Below are 20,317 nucleotides of genomic sequence, written 5' to 3'. Positions count from 1 at the left end.
ATTCAGTTATTTATGTCAAATTAATATTAATCAATTTAAAAAATGTCATCTTCAAACAGTATTTCTGTTTGAGTTGGCAGTAAAAACAGTTGATTTTACTGGTTTGCCACGCCAGCGCAGCAAGTTATTTAATTTCAAACAATGCCATCGCTTCGATATGATGAGTTTGTGGAAACATATCCAACATGGTTAGTTTTTTAAGCTGATAGCCTTGTTCGATTAATACTTGGCTGTCTCTGGCTAAACTTGCCGGATTACATGACACATACACCACTTTTTTAGGCTTCATTTTAGATAACCATTGCAAACTTTCATACGCCCCCGCTCTGGCAGGATCGAGCAATAGTTTATCAATTTTGCCCAGCCAAGAGGCTTGAGATAAATCCGCACTTAAATCAGCGTGAAAAAAACTCAGGTTGGTTAAGTTGTTATCAGCAGCATTTTGTTTCGCCTGCGTAACCATTTCAGGTACGCCTTCAACACCAATAACATCAGCGGCTTGGGTAGCAAGGGGCAAACTAAAATTACCTACCCCACAAAATAAATCCAAAATTCGTTCATCTTGTTGTGGATCTAGCCACTCGATGGCCTGTGCGACCATACGCTGGTTAATATCAGCATTGACCTGCACAAAATTTCCCGGGCTAAATCGACATTCGACTTGGCCGTTAGCTAACAAATATTTGGGTAATTCAATATGGTCGTCACTGACTAGCGAACGCAGTTCGCCATCATTATCTTGCACTAACAACTGCATTTGATGCTCCAAAGCAAACGCTTTCAGGCGCTGCTCATCATCGGTTTTCAATGCTTTGGTGATTCTAAGTACTGCAAATATGCCATTTTCAGCTTCAGTGAGTTCAAGGTGACCGAGTGTCATTTTAGCTTGTAACTGATTAAGCACGTTTGAGAAGGGTTCAATCAATGCCGACAATGCTACAGCCAATACATCGCACTGCTTAATATCAACGATATTATTGCTATTGGCAGCTCGAAAGCCTAATTGTAAATGCTTCGTCTTTTTATCAAATAACGAAGCTAGCCGTGCGCGACGACGATAATGCCATTGCTCACCGGTTATCATTGAAGTCATGATCTTGTCATCAATATTGACCGCTAACTTACCCATTAAATTTTGTAGTGCATCTTGCTTATATTCGCGCTGCGCATCAATGCTCATATGTTGTAAGTCGCAGCCACCACATTGCTGATAATGAGGGCATTGCGCCGCGACTCTTTTATCGGTTGCGATTTGAATTTTAAGCAGCTTAGCTTTAGCGTACTTTTTCTTTTGTTCAATTAATTGCGCGGTTACCGTTTCACCGGGCAGAGCCCCAGGAATAAATACCACTTTGCCGTCATGTTGAGCAATACCTGCACCGAGATGATCAAGTTGTGATACCGTTAAAGTCAACTTGGCCGACAGTTGTTTAGTTTTGTTTGGTTTTGCTTTAAAAAATTGTGCCATTTTGGCCTCAGGTATTGAATAAATGACTAGTCAAGACGGCTCTGTTTCTGGCAGTCTAGTCCTCATCATAGATAAAAAGTCTTTAGGAATAATGTCTTCACGATGAAAAATGCTAACAACATGACCAAATACAGTCTTCGCTCTTGGGTACTGGTACTTGCGTTAGCGCCAACGGTCATGGTGGGTATTCTACTTGGAAGTTACTTCACCATAAACCGTTTTTATGAACTCGAAGAGACCTTAATCAATCAAGGTAGAAGTATTGTCGAGCCTTTGGCCATTGCCAGCGAGTTCGGACTGGTCACTGAAGACAGAGAAGCCAGCAAACGTTTACTGGCAGCATCGCAATTAAACAACTCTGCCCTTATTCACTCAATTGCTATTTTTGATGATGAAAATCAATTATTTGTAACATCTCACTACCATAAAGATTTTGAGAGTATGCGCTATACAGCAGCGTTAAAGTCTTTAATTTCGACTCAGTATGAAACCATCGACGACACCATGGTGATACGGGTGCCGATTATGTCTTATACCGGCGTTAATCAACAAACTAACCCGCAAGAGGTGACAATTTCGCCCGCCAACGGCCCAAGAAAAATTATCACCAATGCTGAAGGGCAACAAATATTGGGGTATATCTCAATATTACTCAATAAAGAAAATGCCTTACTTGAGCAACACCGTGCCGCCATTGCCGCATTTGTCATTGTATTAATTGGGGTGCAGCTGAATCTGTTTTTCACATTCCGTTTGGTTAAGCATGTTAACTACCCCATTACTGAAATGGTAAGAGTAGTAGCAAAAATTCGTGAAGGTAAGTTAGACACCCGTCTTGATGGACAATTAATCGGCGAGCTAGATTTACTTAAGCGCGGCATTAATGCCATGGCTAGTTCATTGTCAGAATATCACGATGAAATGCAGCAAAACATTGACCAAGCGACCTCTGATTTACGGGAAACCCTTGAACAAATTGAAATCCAAAACGTCGAGCTTGATTTAGCCAAAAAGCGCGCCCTTGAAGCCAGTCGCATTAAATCAGAGTTCTTAGCAAATATGTCCCATGAATTAAGAACACCACTAAACGGTGTGATTGGATTTTCTCGGCAGTTAATTAAAACGCCGCTGCACTCAAGTCAGTTAGATTACATAAAAACCATTGAACGAAGCGCCAGTAACTTACTGGGGATCATTAATGACATTCTGGATTTCTCCAAATTAGAAGCCGGTAAAATGGTCTTAGAGAAAATGCCATTCGCCCTGCGGGAAACCATTTCTGAAACCGTCAGCATTGTGGCCGGCAGCGCTCAAGAAAAAGACATCGAACTGATTATTGATATTGACGACAACGTGCCTGAAAGTGTCAGCGGTGATGCGATGCGGGTTGCACAAATCATGACGAACCTATTGGGCAATGCGATTAAGTTTACCGATCAAGGTAGCGTTATTTTGAAAATTCATCTTGTAGGCCAAAAAGATGAAAATATCACCCTGCGCTGTGAAGTAATTGATACCGGTATTGGTATTGATGAAAGTCAGCAAGAATATCTGTTCCAGGCCTTTGGCCAAGCAGACTCGTCTATTTCACGCCGCTTTGGTGGTACCGGCTTGGGCTTAGTGATCACCAAACGTTTGATTAACCAAATGGGCGGCCAAATTGGCTTTACCTCAATTCCAAATCAAGGCTCAACATTTTGGTTCATGCTGCCATTGGAATTAAGCCAGTTTCATATTGGTGAAGTGCTGCATTTGGACTCTTTACGTAATAAAACCCTGTTGTTATTTGAATCAAGAGAGCTAAGCCGCGATATGCTCAATCGCCGCTTTGAAGCGTGGGGGCTACATTTAACCACTGTTGGCCAAATTAGCCATTTAGAGTCAACGCTTTCATCAAGCAAAGTGCATTACGATTATATTCTGCTTAACTGCCATGGCTTTAGTGATAAAGAGCAGTTATTAAGCTGTTTAAGCATGGCGAGGGAAAAGACCTCATGTTTAGTCTTGCTTCATGATTGCATCGAGCAGCAAAAAATATTAAACCAAGCATTGAGGCCTAATAGCGATATTTTACTCAGTATGCCAGTGAGTGACTACGAGTTGGCTAACCACTTAATTCATCCACCCACTCAAACAGCGCTATTAACCGAGTCACTACCCGCGACTGTGTATGAGCGCAAGAATTTGAGCGTACTTGCTGTTGATGACAACCTTGCTAACTTAAAGCTAATCGATACCCTACTGAAAGAGTTGGTGGTTAATGTCATCTCTGTCAATAACGGTGATGAAGCCGTGAGCTATGCCCAAAAACAAGCCTTCGATGTTATCTTTATGGACATTCAAATGCCCGGCACTGATGGGGTTACAGCAACCAAACTTATCCGCCAAGACTCACTTAACCGCAATACACCTATTATTGCGGTAACAGCCCACGCTATCGCTGAAGAGCGAGAATTAATTTTAGGTAGCGGCATGGACGGTTATCTGCCAAAACCCATTGATGAAGCGGCATTAAAAGGGGTGATTGATCGCTGGATAAATAAACCTAAATTTACCCACTTTGATATGCATACCCTTAATTGGGAGCTGTGCTTAGCACAAACCAATCAAAAACCGGATTTAGCATTAGAGATGCTGCAAATGTTGGTGGACTCACTGCCTGAAAGTGTCAGCAACATAGAAACGGCATTAAAAAGCAGCAATAGTTCGCTTATGCTGCAAACCGTGCATAAGCTTCATGGAGCGAGTTGTTATTGTGGGGTGCCCAACACCCAAAAACTTTGCCAAGAATTAGAGTCTGCGTTAAAGCACAAAACCAACATCGAAGACTTAGAACCTGAAATACTTGAGTTACTTGACGAGCTAACTAAGGTAGAATCAGCAGCAAATCAAGTGATATCACAGTTATCAGCGGATGTTCCCTATGAGCAATAAACCCGGTTTTTTTAAGCGTTTAAAAGCGCTGTCATTACCTCAAAAGCAACTTTTTGCGACCGCGCTATGTCAGCGCATGCTGCCCAATTACGCCCTTTTCTCCGAAGTGTGTGAGTTTGGTGAGCCTAAAGTATTAAGCACAGTATTGGATTTACTTTGGCAATCACAATACGATAAAAAGCTTAAGTTTAATTACGATATTCACTTACAGCGTTTAGATGAAAATACCCCTGAGCCTGCAGATTTTGAAGCCTACGGTGTTTATCCTGCAATGGATGCTGCTGTAGCGTTATCGACTTTACTCGGTGGCATACAAGCTAAAATCGAAGAAGATATTACCAACGTCAGTAAATTATCATCAAGTACAGTGGCCAACTATATTGAAGCCATTAGCATTGAAGAACTTGAAGACGTCATGAATGAAGATGTTGTAGAAGAGTTCGTATTTAACCATCCTGTAATGCAAGAAGAGAAGCACTTACAAGGAATGTTATTAGATGTGATTGAAGAAACAACAAAAATCACACCTGAATTCATTAAGGAATTACGCAAAGAAATCATTGATGCTGGCGTGTCTAATATCGGCATCAGTCTGCAGCAATGATACTTTTAAAGTAGCAATAGCACTCTTTAAGTAGCAATAGCACTCTTTAAGTAGCAATAGCACTCTTTAATAAGGGCCTGTCATCATGCCCTTATTAAAGATACCGCTAACAGATAGCTTTATACTCTAATGCCAACCTGATGGGCAACATTTACATCCTCCTTGTCGTATCAGATCTATGCAGTTTTTCTTATCTTAGTTTAATTTAAAAACTTAACTTATTTGAATAGCTTAGATTCATCTCATACCTTACCTTTATCTAATATCTTATTGGCGCCATTAAAGTAAGATATCCAACGCCCACATTATTGATATGTCATTCAAGGTCCTAAAAAGGAATCAAGCTTGCCTAGTATCCTAACCCCACTTATCGCTGTTTTTGGCATCATGGTTATTGGCTTTAGTGTCCAGAAACTTAAATTACTCCCCCAAGATAGTGACTCGGCGCTAAATAAATACGTCTACTATATCGCCTTCCCTGCTATTTTATTTATTGCACTGGCCGAAACTGACATTAGCGATATTCTGCAATGGGGATTTATATTCGCCTTTGGCCTCGCTATGGCGGGCACATATTGTATTACAGTGATCATCTCAACCCTTGCAGACAATAAACAGCCCGCGCTAGCTGCAATTAGAGGCCTAAACACCAGTTTTGGTAATACCGCCTTTATTGGGATCCCTTTAATGATGAACTTGTATCCTGATAACAATCAAGCCATCGCCACCGCAGCCATTGCCAGTCTACTGTCCATTATCATGTTCGCATTTGCACTGGTGAGCATGGAACTTGCGGTGAATAAAACCCAACAACGTCATCCTATTATGATTATGCTCAACGCATTAATCACCAACCCCATCGTTATTGGTTGCGCCCTAGGGGTATTGGTATCAGCGCTCAAAATAAACCTACCTGACAGTATCAGCATGATGTTTCGGTTAATCGGAAACACCTCTAGCCCCTGCGCCTTATTTGCCATTGGCATGGTGTTAGCTAAAGCCATGCATCGCGGCGCAAAAGCTGGGCCTAAAAAACATAATATCGCCCTTGAAATGAGCTTGCTGAATAGTTTAAAACTCATTGTCCAGCCGTTATTTGCCTATGTTTTATTAAGCTATTTTAAGGTGGAGTCTGAGCTAGTTTTTATGGGCGTCATTCTGGCGGCACTGCCGACAGCAGCAAGTGTTTACTTACTGGCACAGCGTTACCAAATCTATGCCTTATCAAGTGCCAAGTGCATATTGATCAGCACTACAGCCACCTTTATTAGTTTGCCCATTATTGAAAAAATCTTAAGCGCCTTGGTTTAATCCTCGTATAAAAAATCAGCACCATTTTTTATACAGTACTTTACTGTATATAAAAACAGTGTAAACTGTATGCAGATACAGTGGTTTGATGGTTATTCACACAAGGATTGATTATGCTGTGCCAATTAAGCATTAATAATTTCGCAATTGTACGTTTTCTAGAACTCGACTTTAAAGCTGGCATGACCAGCATTACTGGTGAGACCGGTGCTGGTAAATCCATTGCTATTGATGCCCTGGGCTTATGCCTTGGTAATCGCTCAGATGCCAATAGCGTTAGACCAGGTGCAACCAAAGCCGAAGTGAGTGCCCGCTTTAGCTTAGATGATGTGCCATTTGCTAAGCGCTGGCTAGAGGACAATGACCTTGATGTCGAAGACGAATGTATCTTAAGAAGAACAATTAATGCCGATGGCCGCTCACGTGCCTATATAAATGGTAATCCAGTTCCGTTAGCCCAGCTTAAATCTCTAGGGCAATTATTTGTCGGTATTCACGGCCAACACGCGCATCATGCAATGTTAAAAAGCGAGCATCAACTGACCCTTCTTGATAGCTACGCCAACCATAAATTATTGCTTGATGGGGTAAGCAAAAGCTATCAACGCTGTAAGTTAATCGAAAATGAACTGAAACAATTACAACAAAATCAGCAAGAGCGTATCGCCAGAAAACAGCTAGTGCAATATCAAGTTGAAGAGCTTGATGAGTTTGATCTTAAAGCCGGTGAATTTATTGAGATTGAGCAAGAGCATAAACGCCTTGCTAACGGCACAGAGTTAATTGATACCTGCCAATCCAGCCTGCAATTACTGTGTGATGACGATGAAGCCAATATTGAATCTTTACTTAATCGGGTCGTGGGCTTAGCTGAAAACCTAACTGAGTTTGACCCACAACTAAGTAATATTGCTCAAATGCTCAATGAAGCGTTAATTCAAGTGCAGGAAAGCAGCAGCGAAGTTCAGGACTATTTAAGCCGAATAGAACTCGATCCTGAACACTTTGCTTACCTTGAGCAGCGCATTTCAAAGGTGATGAAATTATCAAGAAAACACCATGTGAGCTCTGAGCAACTGTTTGAGCATCACCAAGCTTTAAAAGCTGAACTTAGCGAGCTTAATAACGATGCCACAAGGCTTGATGAAATTCAGCAGCAAGTAGATGAAAGCAAAAAAGCTTACGTAATTAGCGCCCAAAAACTCAGCCATAGCCGTAACCGCTATGCTAAAGAGCTTAATAAGTTAGTCACCCAATCGATTCAAGAGTTAAATATGCCCAAAGGCAGATTCTGTATTGAGGTGAATTTTAACCCAGAACTACAATCAGTTTCTGGTTGTGATCAAGTTGAATTCTTGGTTACCACCAACCCCGGTCAACCGATGCAGCCCATTGCCAAAGTAGCTTCTGGTGGCGAATTATCACGTATTGGGCTTGGTATTCAGGTTATCACCGCTAAAAAGGTATCAACACCAACCTTGATATTCGATGAAGTGGATGTAGGTATTTCAGGACCTACTGCAGCAGTTGTGGGAAGAATGCTACGCAGCTTAGGTCAATCAACTCAGGTGCTCTGTGTGACGCATTTACCGCAAGTTGCAGGTAATGGTCACCAACATATGCTAGTGAATAAATTCACCAAAAGTGGCGGCACTGAGACGAATATGAAGTCATTGGATAAACAAGAGCGAGTCAATGAGCTAGCAAGACTACTCGCGGGTGATGTGATAACTGAAAATACCTTAGCGAATGCTAGAGAGCTATTGCAATAATCTTGCAGCTTTAAGCATCATCCATTAATCATCGCCCATTAAAAAGCCCACTATGAAGTGGGCTTAACGTTTAATGGGATTAGCTTTAAAGAGATTAAAGTATCATTGGTTAAATATAATAAGCCAACAACTGTAAACAAATTAACGAGAAAATCCCCGCTAATACATCATCAATCATGATCCCAAAACCGCCATGCACTTTAGCGTCGAGCCAACGAATTGGCCACGGTTTTAAAATATCGAAAAAACGAAATAACGCAAAACCAACCACTAACCAAATTACCCCAGCAGGGGCGGCAATCATGGTGATCATTAAGCCTGCGACTTCATCCCACACAATTGCGCCATGATCATGAACGCCCATATCTTTAGCGGCTTTATCACAAATATAAATACCAACAAGGCAGCTAATTAGCGTGATAAAAATAAAAGCCGATAGGCTTAAAAAGCTCATCAAGTACACAATCGGCACTGCGGCAAGGGTACCAAAGGTGCCTGGGGCTTTGGCGGCTAAACCACTGCCAAAACCTAATGCTAAAAAGTGTACAGGGTTTGTTAAGGTTAATTTCTTAACGGCTGGATCGGTTGAAATAAACTTCATTAGAAATGCTCAAAACTATTTTTTTCTAGCTCAAAAGGTTTGCCATCAGCCACTAAGCGTAACTTTTCGCCGGCACAAATTTGACCTACTTTAATAAATTTAACCCCAGCGTGGATCAGTGCAATATCCAAAGCGCCACGTTGAGATTCTGGTACAGTAAACATCAACTCATAATCTTCGCCACCAGTTAACGCATAACTAGTTGCTTCATTAGGGCTCAATGATGCTTGTAATGATTCCGATAGCGGTAATTCATTCACATCAATAATCGCACCCACATTAGATGCCTTTAAAACGTGCTGAATATCAGAAAATAAACCGTCAGATAAATCAATGGCACTGGTTGCTAAAGAGCGTAGCGCTTGACCCGCTAGTATTCTAGGCGTTGGATGATAGTGACGGTTAATTAAAAATTCTTTATGTTGATGTGCGACTTCTTTTTTGCCCAACAGGATATCAAGCCCAAGGGCAGAGTCACCCAAAGTGCCAGTAACATACACCCAGTCACCAATTTTCGCGCCACTACGGGTTAATGCTTTACCGGTTGGCACTTGACCATGAATAGTAATATTGATGCAGCGAGGCCCGCGGGTGGTATCACCACCGATCAGACTAACACTGTAATATTCAGCCGCTTCAAATAGCCCTTGGCTAAATTGCGCTAACCACTCATTATCAACATCTGGCAAGGTTAGCGCTAACGTCATCCACGCCGGATCTGCGCCCATGGCAGCAAGATCGGATAAATTTACCGCTACAGATTTATAGCCAAGCTCATAAGCTGGCATTGTCGGTAAAAAATGGACATTCTCGACTAGGGTGTCGCAAGATATGGCAATAGATGTGTTTTCCGCCGGTTGGACTAATGCACAGTCATCGCCAATGCCTAAATGCACATCTCGACGTTGCTGACCTTTATCACGGAAAAATTGTTCGATAAGTTGGAATTCTTTCACGATATAATCTGGTGCGGATAACCGCCCACCTATTATTTTGTAGAAAAAAGCGTTACATACAAAAACGGTATCCGAAGATACCGTTTTCATTCATTACTTACGAGTAACAAGCTTATCTAGCATACCATTGACAAACTTATGACTATCGTCAGCACCAAACGCTTTCGCTAATTCGATACCTTCGTTAATGGCCACTTTATATGGCACATCTTTACGATAAGTTAATTCATAAGCTGCTAAACGCACAATGGCTTTCTCAACGGGTGATACATCTTCAATATCACGATCTAAATGAGGCTTTAGCAGATCATCAAGTTGAGTTGCTTTCGTGGCTACACCTGATAGCAATTCACGAAAATAAGCTACATCAACACCGTTAATGTTTTGTTCAGTTAAAAATTCATGTTCAACATCAGCAACATTGTTCTTGCTTAACTGCCATGAATAAATAGCTTGAACAGCTAAACGGCGTGCCTTGCGGCGCTCTGAAGGCTTCATTACTTTTCCTACTACTATACTAACTGTTGTTCTAATTCTTGCAGAACGTTAACCATTTCTAGTAAACCAAGTGCAGCTTCAGTGCCCTTGTTACCAGCTTTAGTACCAGAGCGTTCAATTGCTTGCTCGATGGTATCAGTGGTTAAAACGCCAAATGAAACTGGGATATCATACTCTAAAGCGACTTGAGCAAGACCCTTGTTACATTCACCAGCAACTAAATCAAAATGCGGAGTACCACCACGAATTACTGCACCAAGTGCAACAATACCGTCAAACTTTCCACTAGCAGCAATTCGACGTGCAGCAAGTGGTAATTCAACAGCGCCAGGAACACGAACAACAGTAATGTTGTCGTCATTTACCTGACCTAAACGTTTTAGTGTGTCTAATGCGCCATCAAGCAGACTCTCAACAAGAAAACTATTGAAACGCGATACTACGATCGCCACTTTGGCATTTTTTGCTTCGATATTACCTTCAACTACGATCATTATCTTACCTAAATTAGCTAAAGCACCCGGCTCTGGGCAAAAGTGGCGGTATAATACCACAGCCAAATGCCCTGAGTCCTGTGCAATTATTGATAAATGTTAACTTCACTAAGTTAGTGAATTATTCTGCAATATAATCAGTTACTTCTAAACCGAACCCTGACAGAGAGTGATAACGCTTGGGTGAACTTAATAAACGCATTTTGCTCACACCTAAATTTGAAAGAATTTGCGAGCCAACACCGACTTGGCGCGAGGTTCCTTGCCATTTAGCAGCTGTAGGCGCTTGACCGTTATCTTCCGCTTCAAAGGCTTTGACCTTGGCGAGCATGTCACTTGAATGCTCGTGATTCGCCAACAGTACTAATACACCACCATCTGATGCAATACGCTCCATGGCGTTTTCAAGTGGCCAGCTACGTTTTTGATCGCGTTCAGAGTGGAATAAGTCATTAAAGGTATTTTGTAAATGTACCCGTACTAGGCAGTTTTCTTCAACGTCACCTTTCAATAAGGCATAGTGTAGCTGATTATCGATGGTGTCTCTGAAAGTCACCATATTGAACTCACCAAAACGCGTTGGCAATTTACATTCAGCTTCACGCACAACCGTGGTTTCTTTGGTGTTGCGGTATTCAATTAAATCGGCAATGGTGCCCATTTTAATACCGTGCTTTTCACTAAAGATTTCAAGATCTGGACAACGGGCCATAGTGCCATCATCATTAAGAATTTCAACTATCACGCCAGATGGCTCGCAGCCTGCAAGACGGGCTAAATCACAACCCGCTTCTGTGTGACCGGCGCGAATTAACACCCCGCCATCTTGTGCCATAAGTGGAAAAATATGACCAGGCTGAACTAAATCTGATGCTTTAGCATCTTTAGCAACAGCCGCTTGAACGGTTACAGCGCGATCATGGGCTGAAATGCCCGTTGTGACCCCCGTTGCCGCTTCAATGGAAACGGTAAAATTTGTTGAGAACTGAGCATTATTGTTGGTAACCATTAACGGCAAGTTCAGTTGCTGGCAACGCTCTTTAGTCATGGTTTGGCAAATCAGTCCACGGCCAAAGGTCGCCATAAAATTAATGGCCTCTGGCGTCACCTTATCGGCCGCCATGATAAGATCACCTTCGTTCTCTCTGTCTTCATCGTCCATCAAGATAACCATCTTACCTTGACGAATGTCTTCGATGATCTCTTCTATACTATGTAATGCCATTGCTAAGACCTTTATATTGTTTTGTCTATATCAGCGATATAGAGTAAATATGCTCCGGTAATAATATTTACCAGTAATAATCAGTTATCGCATAAATCCAGCACTTGCCAACAATTCCATTGTGACACCACTTTCAGTGGCTGGCTTTTGTTCTACTTTCATTAAGCGTTCAAGATAACGTGCAATAAGGTCAACTTCGATGTTGACGCTATGACCCGCTTGTAAAGCTAATAAGGTGGTTTCAGCTGCAGTGTGAGGCACTATGGTTAATCTGAATCTGTGCTGATCAACTTCATTTACCGTTAAGCTAACGCCATCAATGGTGATCGAACCTTTATGAGCAATATAACGAGATAACTCAGCGGGAGCTGCCAGCCAAAACTCAATGGCTTGGCCACGCACAAGGCGCTGCTCCACTGTGGCAATACCATCCACATGACCGCTAACCATATGGCCGCCTAATCGGGTCGTTGGGGTCACCGCTTTTTCAAGGTTTACTTTTTGACCGACGTTATATTTAGCAAATCCGGTTAAGGCAACGGTTTCAGCAGAAATATCTGCAACATAACCATCTGCTAAACATTGCACTACGGTTAAACACACCCCATTAGTGGCAATACTGTCACCCAGTTTTACATCGGTTAAGTCGAGCTTGCCACTGGCTACAGTCAAACGAATATCATCGCCTTTACGCTCAACTTTTCTTAATGTACCTAGTGCTTCAATAATCCCAGTAAACATATTTACTCACTTGTTATCTTTTGGGCCACGCTTAGCATCGACCGATAGACAAAATTGCATTAGTTAATTCGCTGGCGAATTAAGCTTTAAAATCAGTCGTTGGTCTGTACCAATTCTGCGACAATCCGTTAATTGTACATCAGGAATCTGATCCATAGTTTGATAGTCGTCTAATTGCATCAAATTGCGTCCATGACTGCCTAATATTTTCATTGCTTGGTACAAATAAAGTGTATCAGCTAATTTACTTTGAATAACACTACCAGCAACGCTGGCACCAGCCTCGACTAATACTGAGTTACAATGCTGGCCTAAGTGTGTAAATAAAGCATGCAAATCAACTCGTCCATCGTTATTAGCCGCTATTGTGATAAAGCTAACATGGGACTTAAAATCTTGTTTTACTTCTGCTGGATAGTCGACACAAGACACCAGCAAAATCGGCGTTTCAATAGTAAACATTTTATAGTCGGCAGTCAGCCTTGCTTTACTATCAAGCACCACTCTTAAAGGCTGTTGAAGGTCAGACTCAGCAAGGCTGTTTTGTACACCAGCCAATTGCTCGTAGCGCACATTCAAAGAGGGGTCGTCAGCTAACACAGTTTCAACGCCAGTCACTAGCGCACAATGACGGGCGCGCAGCTTTTGCACATCGGCTCTGGCTTCGGGGCCGGTTATCCACTTTGATACCCCATTCGATAGCGCGGTTTTACCATCCAAACTGGCTGCCAGCTTAATGGTGATTTCAGGTAATCCCGTAGTCATGCGTTTCATAAAGCCGATATTAAGTTGGCTTGCCGCAGCTGTTAGCAAACCCACATCAACTTTAATACCTGCCGCTTCAAGCATGCTAACGCCATTACCCGCCACTTGCGGATTCGCATCCATTTGCGCAATCACCACTCGCTTCACTTTGGCTGCAATTAATGCCTTAGCACATGGCGGGGTTTTGCCATAATGACTGCAGGGTTCAAGGGTGACATAGGCTGTAGCTTGAGGGAGTAGCTGTTGTAATTGACGATTTTCGACATCTTTTAAGGCGTGGATTTCTGCGTGGGGGCCACCCGCTTTAATATGATAGCCTTGACCAATAATCTCGCCATTGGCGACAATCACGCAGCCCACATTAGGATTTGGACGTGTGGTATAACGGCCTTTTTCAGCTAATGAAATAGCAAGGCTCATCATTTCAATATCACATTTTGACCACTGAGACATAAAGACCTTCTAGAAACTAAAAAGCAGTCATTAAAATTCAGAACTGCTAAATAAGGTTAATCATTGGCAAGAATACAAAGTGCCAATACCAACAAATGTAAGACTGCAATTAATTAAAGACGGCAATAAAAATAAGCTAGATTATTTTTGCAGCTTGGCGATGGCTTCACCGAATTGGGAAACATCTTCAAAGGCGCGATAAACTGAAGCAAAACGGATATAGGCAACTTTATCTAGGATCATCAATTGATCCATCATCAAATTACCAATCATGGCCGAATCAATTTCACGCTCACCTGTTGCTCTAAGAGTGGACTTAATCTTACTTAACGCTTGCTCAATTTGATCGATTGAAACTGGGCGTTTTTCAACAGCCCGAAGCATGCCGCCACGCAGCTTATCTTCATCAAATGGTTGGCGAGTGCCATCTTGCTTGATCACCCGCGGCATGACTAATTCGGCGCCTTCAAAAGTGGTGAAGCGTTCATGACACTCAGTACATTCCCGGCGACGGCGCACTTGATGGCCTTCAGCCACGAGTCTTGAATCAATAACTTTCGTATCTGTCGCGCTACAAAATGGGCAATGCATATCCGCTCCTGAAATAAAAAACAAAATGGCCGTAAGCACTGAGTACTTACGACCATTGAAGTTTATCCTATTTACTTTACAAGGTTAACCTTATCGAAAAGATTATCCGCGTTAGTTAAATAGATCATTGTTTATGTTAATCAATCTCGGTTGACATTAACCGTAAACTGGGAACTTAGCGCATAATTCAAGCACTTGGTTTTTAACGCGCTCAATAGTAGCTTCGTTAGTGATGTCATCTAACACATCACACATCCAGTTAGTTAACTCTACAGATTCAGTTTCAGTGAAACCGCGGCGGGTAATAGCAGGAGAGCCAATACGTAAACCAGACGTCACAAACGGTGAACGTGGATCATTTGGTACTGAGTTTTTGTTAACTGTGATATTTGCATGACCTAGCGCAGCATCTGCGTCTTTACCAGTGATATCCTTGTTGATTAAATCAAGTAAGAATAAGTGGTTATCGGTGCCACCAGAAACAACATTGTAGCCACGCTCAATGAAGGTTTTCGCCATCACTTTCGCATTAGCAACCACTTGCTCTTGATAAGTGGTAAATTCAGGGTCTAATGCTTCTTTAAATGCTACCGCTTTGGCTGCAATAACGTGCATTAATGGGCCACCTTGGCCACCAGGGAATACTGCAGAGTTTAGTTTTTTATAGATAGCTTCATCGTTAATGGCAGATAAAATCAAACCACCACGAGGGCCCGCTAGGGTTTTATGGGTAGTGGTTGTCACAACGTGTGCATGAGGTAGCGGATTCGGATAGATACCTGCAGCCACAAGACCGGCAACGTGCGCCATATCGACAAATAAGTAAGCACCTACTTTATCAGCGATTTCGCGGAATTTGCCCCAATCTATGATCCCAGAGTAAGCAGAAAAACCAGCAATGATCATTTTGGGTTTATGCTCAACGGCTAAACGTTCAACTTCAGCGTAATCAATCTTACCTGTGGTTTCATCGATACCGTACTGAACAGCATTATATAACTTGCCAGAAAAGCTAACGTGAGAACCATGAGTCAAGTGACCGCCATGGGCTAAACTCATACCTAAAACAGTATCACCGCCTTGAAGCAGTGCCATGAAAACAGCTGAGTTTGCTTGAGAACCAGAATGTGGTTGTACGTTAGCGTATGTAGCGCCGAATAATTCTTTTGCACGAGAAATAGCTAACTCTTCAGCAATATCCACATGCTCACAACCACCGTAATAACGCTTACCAGGGTAACCTTCTGCATACTTGTTAGTTAGCTGTGAACCTTGAGCTTCAAGAACACGTGGGCTGGTATAGTTTTCTGATGCGATTAATTCAATGTGCTCTTCTTGGCGACGAGTCTCATCTTCAATTGCTGCAAATAGTTGTGGATCATAATCTGCGATATTCATAGCTTTCTTTAGCATTGCTCACTCCAGCTGTTAATTCTTATAGTAGGGTTGCGCGGTATGATACAGCGCAATTGATCACAATCCCAGCATTTGAAACATGAAATTACTTGCAATTCATTATGAGTACCATTTGCCATCTATAAATTTTCAGCTGCAGCAGCTTTCAGTAATTGTATTTCATAGAAAAATCCAAATTAACTCTTAGTTTCATAACCTTGTGACAATTTTAAGAAAACTCTTTTCTAAAAAATTAATCAGCAAAATATTTAAGCTCTACAGCTCCATTTATCACAAAAACTAGATAGTCTAGTCTATGATACAGGCAATGATTTATCGGCTAATATTGATAAGTAAAGTGAATGCTACTGCGACTTTCTGTTTCATCATTTCGATTGGCAATGGCCAAGTTTTCAATTCCGGTTAATGTGCCACTTCGATCGATACGTTCATGGTGAATACTGATACTCATAGTATTCGTTAAAGGAACATCGAGATAAACTTCATACCTATCACGTGCATCTTTAAAATCTAGGTCACTGACGTTTGGATTCCAATCACTGCTTCGATTAAACTCATTATCATCTATAGAGTCCCAGCGTTGACTTTGAAACTTAACCCCGAGCAACAATTCTTTATAATTCGCCTCTAGTGCTAATTTGGCTGTATGGCCTAAAGCATATCCATAGCCACCTTCCCAAAGCACCGATTTTGTCCCCCAAAAATGGCCTCCATTTTGGCGATAATCTTTTGTTGCAAAGGGTTTCACCATACTAAAATCACCAAACAGGTCGCCTCTGATACTTATCGAAACATCATCAACAAACCATTGCGTTCCAGCAGATACACCAATCACATTGATTGCTGCGTAAAAATCTTCCTCTTCATCTTGACCCAGACTGCTATATTCCAGCCCCATGGATGGGCCAATAAACCAAGTCTGGCGTCTATTTTCAGAATCTAATATGGTATTAACATCGCTCGTCCAGCCACCTAAAAAAATCGAAGAATCCATTTGCCAATCTTCAATTCCTTCGTTAGAAATCCCCAGTTCCATGTTTAAATCGACCTGGCTAGGTGTCGCAGATAAAGCATCATATTTACCTTGAACACTATCAATACTCGCCTCTAATCCCAATATTAAAGAAGTAGTAGAAATATCAGCCTGCTTTTTGCTGGAGTACATTGCACCTGTATAGATGTTGAACATATCCTTGGCGTATGTTCGATTAAACCGTTGTGGGTTATCATAACCAAACCAACCTTTAATGGTTTTAGCCGGATTAAAAACACTACTAAAAGCCGTTGGGACCCAACCTTGTTTTGAATCTAACATTTCAGATATTTGAAATAAGCTTTCACCCAATACTGCACCACCAAATGTTGTAACGATTTGATCATTCACACTTACCACTTCTTTATATTCAGCAAAGACTTCCCAGACTGCCGATGCTATAAAATTACCCGCCAAAGATTCATAATAATTAAAGTTATAATTACGGAACGCTTGATAATACAGTGCACCAGCATAGGTATGCCCCCAATTCATGCCTACCTTGTTGTCATCAAGTTTCCAAGCATCAGTTGTCACAATTCTATCTGCAAAATATTGCCCTGCATTGCCTTCAATTTCGTAATCAAAATCTCCTTCCATACTTTCTTCACTGGTCAGGTAAAGTACCTCGCCAATGACTAATACCGTAGAAATTTCAATTAATGCTCCCCACCAGTCTTTATCTATTAGCTCAGTATCTGTGATAAGAGTTTCACCTTCTTGTAAATCAGGCCCACTAATACTTCTAATGTCTTTTCCTGCAGTGATAGAGCTTATGACTAAACCTGATGGCTCATATTTAAGTTGATTAACTTCATTTGAATATGATTGATTTACTGCTGCTGAATAAAAGGATTTAACTGAACTTTCATCTTTGCTGCTAATGGTGAAAACAGCGGTTGGTTGGTCTTTTTCAATGAATAAAGACCTGTATTCTTTTGCTTGGTGTTCTTGGGCATTAACTTGACTACACAAGCAGAATATTGAAACAGAAAACAACGAATTACACAGTAATATTCTCTTTAAAGCCTTCCTTTGTATCGTGCTCACTTTAATCCCTTAACATATTTTGAAAAATTAACCTGATATCACCAACAATCAGTGATTGTCCCTCTTTCTATCCACAAATCGGGTTGTTACAACTATGTTGTAGACGATTATTACTTTATTCGGTTGTTTTTGTTAAGTAGTTTTTTGACGTATCGGTGTGGAATAAACCTTCAATGACAAAAGTTCGATTTTCAGTTACGGCGAGATTGAAGTAGAATTAATTAAATTTCCTAGTCCGAATCTTAGTCAAAGAGATATAAATATGGCTCAGTTTGTATATAGCATGCTTAGAGTGGGCAAGATTGTTCCACCTAAAAAACAAATCCTTAAAGATATTTCCCTTAGTTTTTTTCCTGGCGCCAAGATTGGTGTACTGGGTTTAAACGGTTCAGGTAAATCTACTCTGCTTAGAATCATGGCAGGGTTAGATACTGAAATCGAAGGTGAAGCTCGCCCGATGCAAGATTTAAAAATCGGCTACCTTCCTCAAGAACCTAAGCTGGATGAATCTCAAACCGTCCGTGAGGCTATCGAAGAAGCCGTAAGCGAAGCTAAAAATGCCCTTACACGTTTAGATGAAGTGTATGCACTTTATGCTGAACCAGATGCCGATTTTGATGCGCTTGCAAAAGAGCAAGGACAGCTTGAAGCAATTATTCAATCTCAAGATGCCCATAACCTTGATATGGTATTAGAGCGCGCCGCTAATGCACTGCGCTTGCCGGATTGGGATGAAAAAATCGCAGTGCTTTCTGGTGGTGAACGTCGCCGTGTGGCCATATGTCGTTTGTTACTTGAAAAACCTGACATGTTGCTCCTTGATGAACCTACCAACCACTTGGATGCTGAATCAGTAGCTTGGCTTGAGCGCTTCTTACAAGATTACACTGGCACCGTGGTAGCGATTACCCATGATAGATATTTCTTGGATAATGCCGCAGGTTGGATTTTAGAGCTAGACCGCGGTGAAGGTATACCGTGGGAAGGCAACTATTCATCATGGCTTGAGCAAAAAGATGCCCGCCTGCAACAAGAGTCTGCCACTGAAAGCGCCCGCCAAAAAACCATTCAAAAAGAATTAGAATGGGTACGTCAAGGTTCAAAAGGTCGTCAATCAAAAGGCAAAGCCCGTATGGCTCGCTTTGAAGAATTGAACACCAATGACTACCAAAAGCGTAATGAAACAAATGAGTTATTCATCCCGCCGGGGCCTCGTTTAGGCGACAAGGTTATTGAGGTTAATAACCTAACAAAATCTTATGGCGACCGTGTATTAATTGATAACCTCACCTTCGCTGTGCCAAAAGGCGCGATTGTTGGTATCATCGGCGCTAACGGTGCAGGTAAGTCAACCTTATTTAAGATGATTTCAGGTGCAGAGCAACCGGATAGCGGCAGCATTGAAGTCGGCGAATCAGTGCAAATAGCCTCAGTTGAACAGTTCCGCGATTCAATGAATGATAAGAACACAGTTTGGCAAGAGATTTCAGACGGTCAAGATATCATGCGGATCAACAATACTGAGATCCCGAGTCGTGCATACGTAGGCCGCTTTAATTTCCGTGGTGGCGATCAGCAAAAAATCATAGGCACTCTTTCAGGTGGTGAGCGTAACCGGGTTCATTTAGCCAAACTACTGCAAGCTGGCGGCAACGTGTTATTACTCGATGAGCCAACCAATGACTTGGATGTTGAAACGCTGCGAGCACTAGAGGAAGCTTTATTAGAGTTCCCAGGTTGTGCCATGGTTATTTCCCATGACCGTTGGTTCCTAGACAGAATCGCTACCCATATTCTTGATTACCGTGATGAAGGCCAAGTGAACTTCTATGAAGGTAACTACAGTGAATATACCACTTGGCTGAAAGAAAACTTAGGTGCAGAAGCCATTGAGCCGCACCGCTTGAAATACAAACGTATTGCAAAATAACAATCGCGTCACTGCCGATACCTATCAATGGTGATGCAAGTTAATAAATGCTCCTTATGACGATTTACCCATTTTTAAGTAAATAGTCTAAAGGAGCATTTTTATATCTCATGACTAAAAAATTCACTAAACAGGTTAAAGCTGCAGTTTTGTTGATTAATGTCATAAAAATGACACCATTAATTCATATCCAAAAACAATTGAAATATTAACAACTCGCCAAACCATATTGCAGCGGCGCCGTTATGTTCATGTTTATCCGCCCCTTGCCAAACTCATCATCCATATGGACTATTTTTACTAATTAACAACAGCTTAAAAATCATTTACAACTTATCCCTTAGTGTATAAAAATGGCCTAGATGAATTAATTTTCGTGAGCTGTGGCGATGTTGTAAAAAATACTCAAAAACAACAATCTATTTGTAAAGACATACCAACTTCAGTAATATAAAATTATTGACGGATTGTTTTA

The 20,317-nt window shown here is 41.5% G+C and carries 16 protein-coding genes; 5 read left to right on the top strand and 11 right to left on the bottom strand.

The features are described from left to right. Positions 1-124 precede the first annotated feature (124 nt). Positions 125-1,468 (bottom strand): 23S rRNA (uracil(1939)-C(5))-methyltransferase RlmD, encoded by a 1,344-nt coding sequence (gene rlmD / locus Q4533_RS15555; protein ID WP_303503217.1) that lies wholly within the window; start codon positions 1,466-1,468, stop codon positions 125-127. 102 nt (positions 1,469-1,570) lie between these two features. On the opposite strand from rlmD, the gene barA reads away from it, so the two are divergent. The 4 genes from barA (at position 1,571) to recN (ending at position 8,089) form a co-directional block, all read left to right on the top strand. Beyond that, entirely contained in the window at positions 1,571-4,402 is a 2,832-nt protein-coding gene (gene barA, locus Q4533_RS15550) for a two-component sensor histidine kinase BarA (protein WP_303503216.1), read from the top strand. Next, positions 4,392-5,006, top strand: coding sequence for a YjaG family protein (locus Q4533_RS15545; RefSeq protein WP_076543013.1), 615 nt, complete (start codon positions 4,392-4,394; stop codon positions 5,004-5,006). Before barA ends, Q4533_RS15545 begins: the two co-directional genes overlap by 11 nt. Positions 5,007-5,351: 345 nt before the next feature. After that, complete coding sequence (locus Q4533_RS15540) at positions 5,352-6,317, top strand: AEC family transporter (RefSeq protein WP_303503215.1); 966 nt, start codon at positions 5,352-5,354, stop codon at positions 6,315-6,317. Positions 6,318-6,430: 113 nt separating this feature from the next. Beyond that, on the top strand, positions 6,431-8,089 hold the full coding sequence (recN, locus tag Q4533_RS15535; RefSeq protein ID WP_303503214.1) for a DNA repair protein RecN: 1,659 nt from the start codon (positions 6,431-6,433) through the stop codon (positions 8,087-8,089). A 109-nt stretch (positions 8,090-8,198) separates the two neighbouring features. On the opposite strand, the gene Q4533_RS15530 is transcribed toward recN, so the two are convergent. From Q4533_RS15530 to Q4533_RS15485, 10 genes are all read right to left on the bottom strand, one after another. After that, positions 8,199-8,690 (bottom strand): phosphatidylglycerophosphatase A, encoded by a 492-nt coding sequence (locus tag Q4533_RS15530; RefSeq protein WP_102438056.1) that lies wholly within the window; start codon positions 8,688-8,690, stop codon positions 8,199-8,201. Beyond that, positions 8,690-9,646 (bottom strand): thiamine-phosphate kinase, encoded by a 957-nt coding sequence (thiL, locus tag Q4533_RS15525; RefSeq protein WP_102438054.1) that lies wholly within the window; start codon positions 9,644-9,646, stop codon positions 8,690-8,692. The genes Q4533_RS15530 and thiL overlap by 1 nt, the downstream gene beginning before the upstream one ends. A gap of 93 nt (positions 9,647-9,739) precedes the next feature. Continuing rightward, complete coding sequence (gene nusB, locus Q4533_RS15520; protein ID WP_076543020.1) at positions 9,740-10,144, bottom strand: transcription antitermination factor NusB; 405 nt, start codon at positions 10,142-10,144, stop codon at positions 9,740-9,742. A gap of 14 nt (positions 10,145-10,158) precedes the next feature. Further along, a complete protein-coding gene (gene ribE, locus Q4533_RS15515) occupies positions 10,159-10,638 on the bottom strand; it encodes a 6,7-dimethyl-8-ribityllumazine synthase (protein ID WP_102438136.1) in 480 nt (159 codons plus the stop codon). Between the two features lie 121 nt (positions 10,639-10,759). After that, positions 10,760-11,863 carry a bifunctional 3,4-dihydroxy-2-butanone-4-phosphate synthase/GTP cyclohydrolase II gene (gene ribBA / locus Q4533_RS15510; RefSeq protein WP_102477182.1) on the bottom strand — a complete coding sequence of 368 codons (1,104 nt, stop codon included), beginning with the start codon at positions 11,861-11,863 and terminating at the stop codon, positions 10,760-10,762. A gap of 84 nt (positions 11,864-11,947) precedes the next feature. After that, a complete protein-coding gene (locus tag Q4533_RS15505) occupies positions 11,948-12,604 on the bottom strand; it encodes a riboflavin synthase (protein ID WP_102438052.1) in 657 nt (218 codons plus the stop codon). Between the two features lie 63 nt (positions 12,605-12,667). Further along, positions 12,668-13,822, bottom strand: a complete 1,155-nt coding sequence (gene ribD, locus Q4533_RS15500; RefSeq protein ID WP_102477181.1) for a bifunctional diaminohydroxyphosphoribosylaminopyrimidine deaminase/5-amino-6-(5-phosphoribosylamino)uracil reductase RibD — start codon at positions 13,820-13,822, stop codon at positions 12,668-12,670. A gap of 141 nt (positions 13,823-13,963) precedes the next feature. Further along, complete coding sequence (gene nrdR, locus Q4533_RS15495) at positions 13,964-14,413, bottom strand: transcriptional regulator NrdR (protein WP_076543024.1); 450 nt, start codon at positions 14,411-14,413, stop codon at positions 13,964-13,966. A 156-nt stretch (positions 14,414-14,569) separates the two neighbouring features. Then, positions 14,570-15,826: a serine hydroxymethyltransferase gene (gene glyA / locus Q4533_RS15490; protein ID WP_303503212.1), complete on the bottom strand. Its 1,257-nt coding sequence runs from the start codon at positions 15,824-15,826 to the stop codon at positions 14,570-14,572. Between the two features lie 322 nt (positions 15,827-16,148). After that, complete coding sequence (locus tag Q4533_RS15485) at positions 16,149-17,912, bottom strand: DUF3943 domain-containing protein (protein WP_303412188.1); 1,764 nt, start codon at positions 17,910-17,912, stop codon at positions 16,149-16,151. Between the two features lie 262 nt (positions 17,913-18,174). On the opposite strand from Q4533_RS15485, the gene ettA reads away from it, so the two are divergent. After that, positions 18,175-19,842, top strand: a complete 1,668-nt coding sequence (gene ettA, locus Q4533_RS15480; protein ID WP_303503208.1) for an energy-dependent translational throttle protein EttA — start codon at positions 18,175-18,177, stop codon at positions 19,840-19,842. The last annotated feature ends 475 nt before the right edge of the window (positions 19,843-20,317 follow it).

Origin of the sequence: Shewanella sp. 6_MG-2023 (genome assembly GCF_030547195.1) — a bacterium.
Lineage (GTDB): Bacteria > Pseudomonadota > Gammaproteobacteria > Enterobacterales > Shewanellaceae > Shewanella.
The sequence above is the reverse complement of the archived record's forward strand: the minus strand, read 5'-3'. Positions and strand labels throughout refer to the sequence as shown.

Bases quoted from the DNA above. Each gene is read 5' to 3' on its own strand.
- barA (WP_303503216.1), top strand. From the start codon at position 1,571: ATGAAAAATGCTAACAACATGACCAAATACAGTCTTCGCTCTTGGGTA.
- glyA (WP_303503212.1), bottom strand. From the start codon at position 15,826: ATGCTAAAGAAAGCTATGAATATCGCAGATTATGATCCACAACTATTT.
- nrdR (WP_076543024.1), bottom strand. From the start codon at position 14,413: ATGCATTGCCCATTTTGTAGCGCGACAGATACGAAAGTTATTGATTCA.
- Q4533_RS15545 (WP_076543013.1), top strand. From the start codon at position 4,392: ATGAGCAATAAACCCGGTTTTTTTAAGCGTTTAAAAGCGCTGTCATTA.
- Q4533_RS15530 (WP_102438056.1), bottom strand. From the start codon at position 8,690: ATGAAGTTTATTTCAACCGATCCAGCCGTTAAGAAATTAACCTTAACA.
- Q4533_RS15505 (WP_102438052.1), bottom strand. From the start codon at position 12,604: ATGTTTACTGGGATTATTGAAGCACTAGGTACATTAAGAAAAGTTGAG.
- rlmD (WP_303503217.1), bottom strand. From the start codon at position 1,468: ATGGCACAATTTTTTAAAGCAAAACCAAACAAAACTAAACAACTGTCG.
- recN (WP_303503214.1), top strand. From the start codon at position 6,431: ATGCTGTGCCAATTAAGCATTAATAATTTCGCAATTGTACGTTTTCTA.
- nusB (WP_076543020.1), bottom strand. From the start codon at position 10,144: ATGAAGCCTTCAGAGCGCCGCAAGGCACGCCGTTTAGCTGTTCAAGCT.
- ribBA (WP_102477182.1), bottom strand. From the start codon at position 11,863: ATGGCATTACATAGTATAGAAGAGATCATCGAAGACATTCGTCAAGGT.
- ribD (WP_102477181.1), bottom strand. From the start codon at position 13,822: ATGTCTCAGTGGTCAAAATGTGATATTGAAATGATGAGCCTTGCTATT.
- ettA (WP_303503208.1), top strand. From the start codon at position 18,175: ATGGCTCAGTTTGTATATAGCATGCTTAGAGTGGGCAAGATTGTTCCA.
- ribE (WP_102438136.1), bottom strand. From the start codon at position 10,638: ATGATCGTAGTTGAAGGTAATATCGAAGCAAAAAATGCCAAAGTGGCG.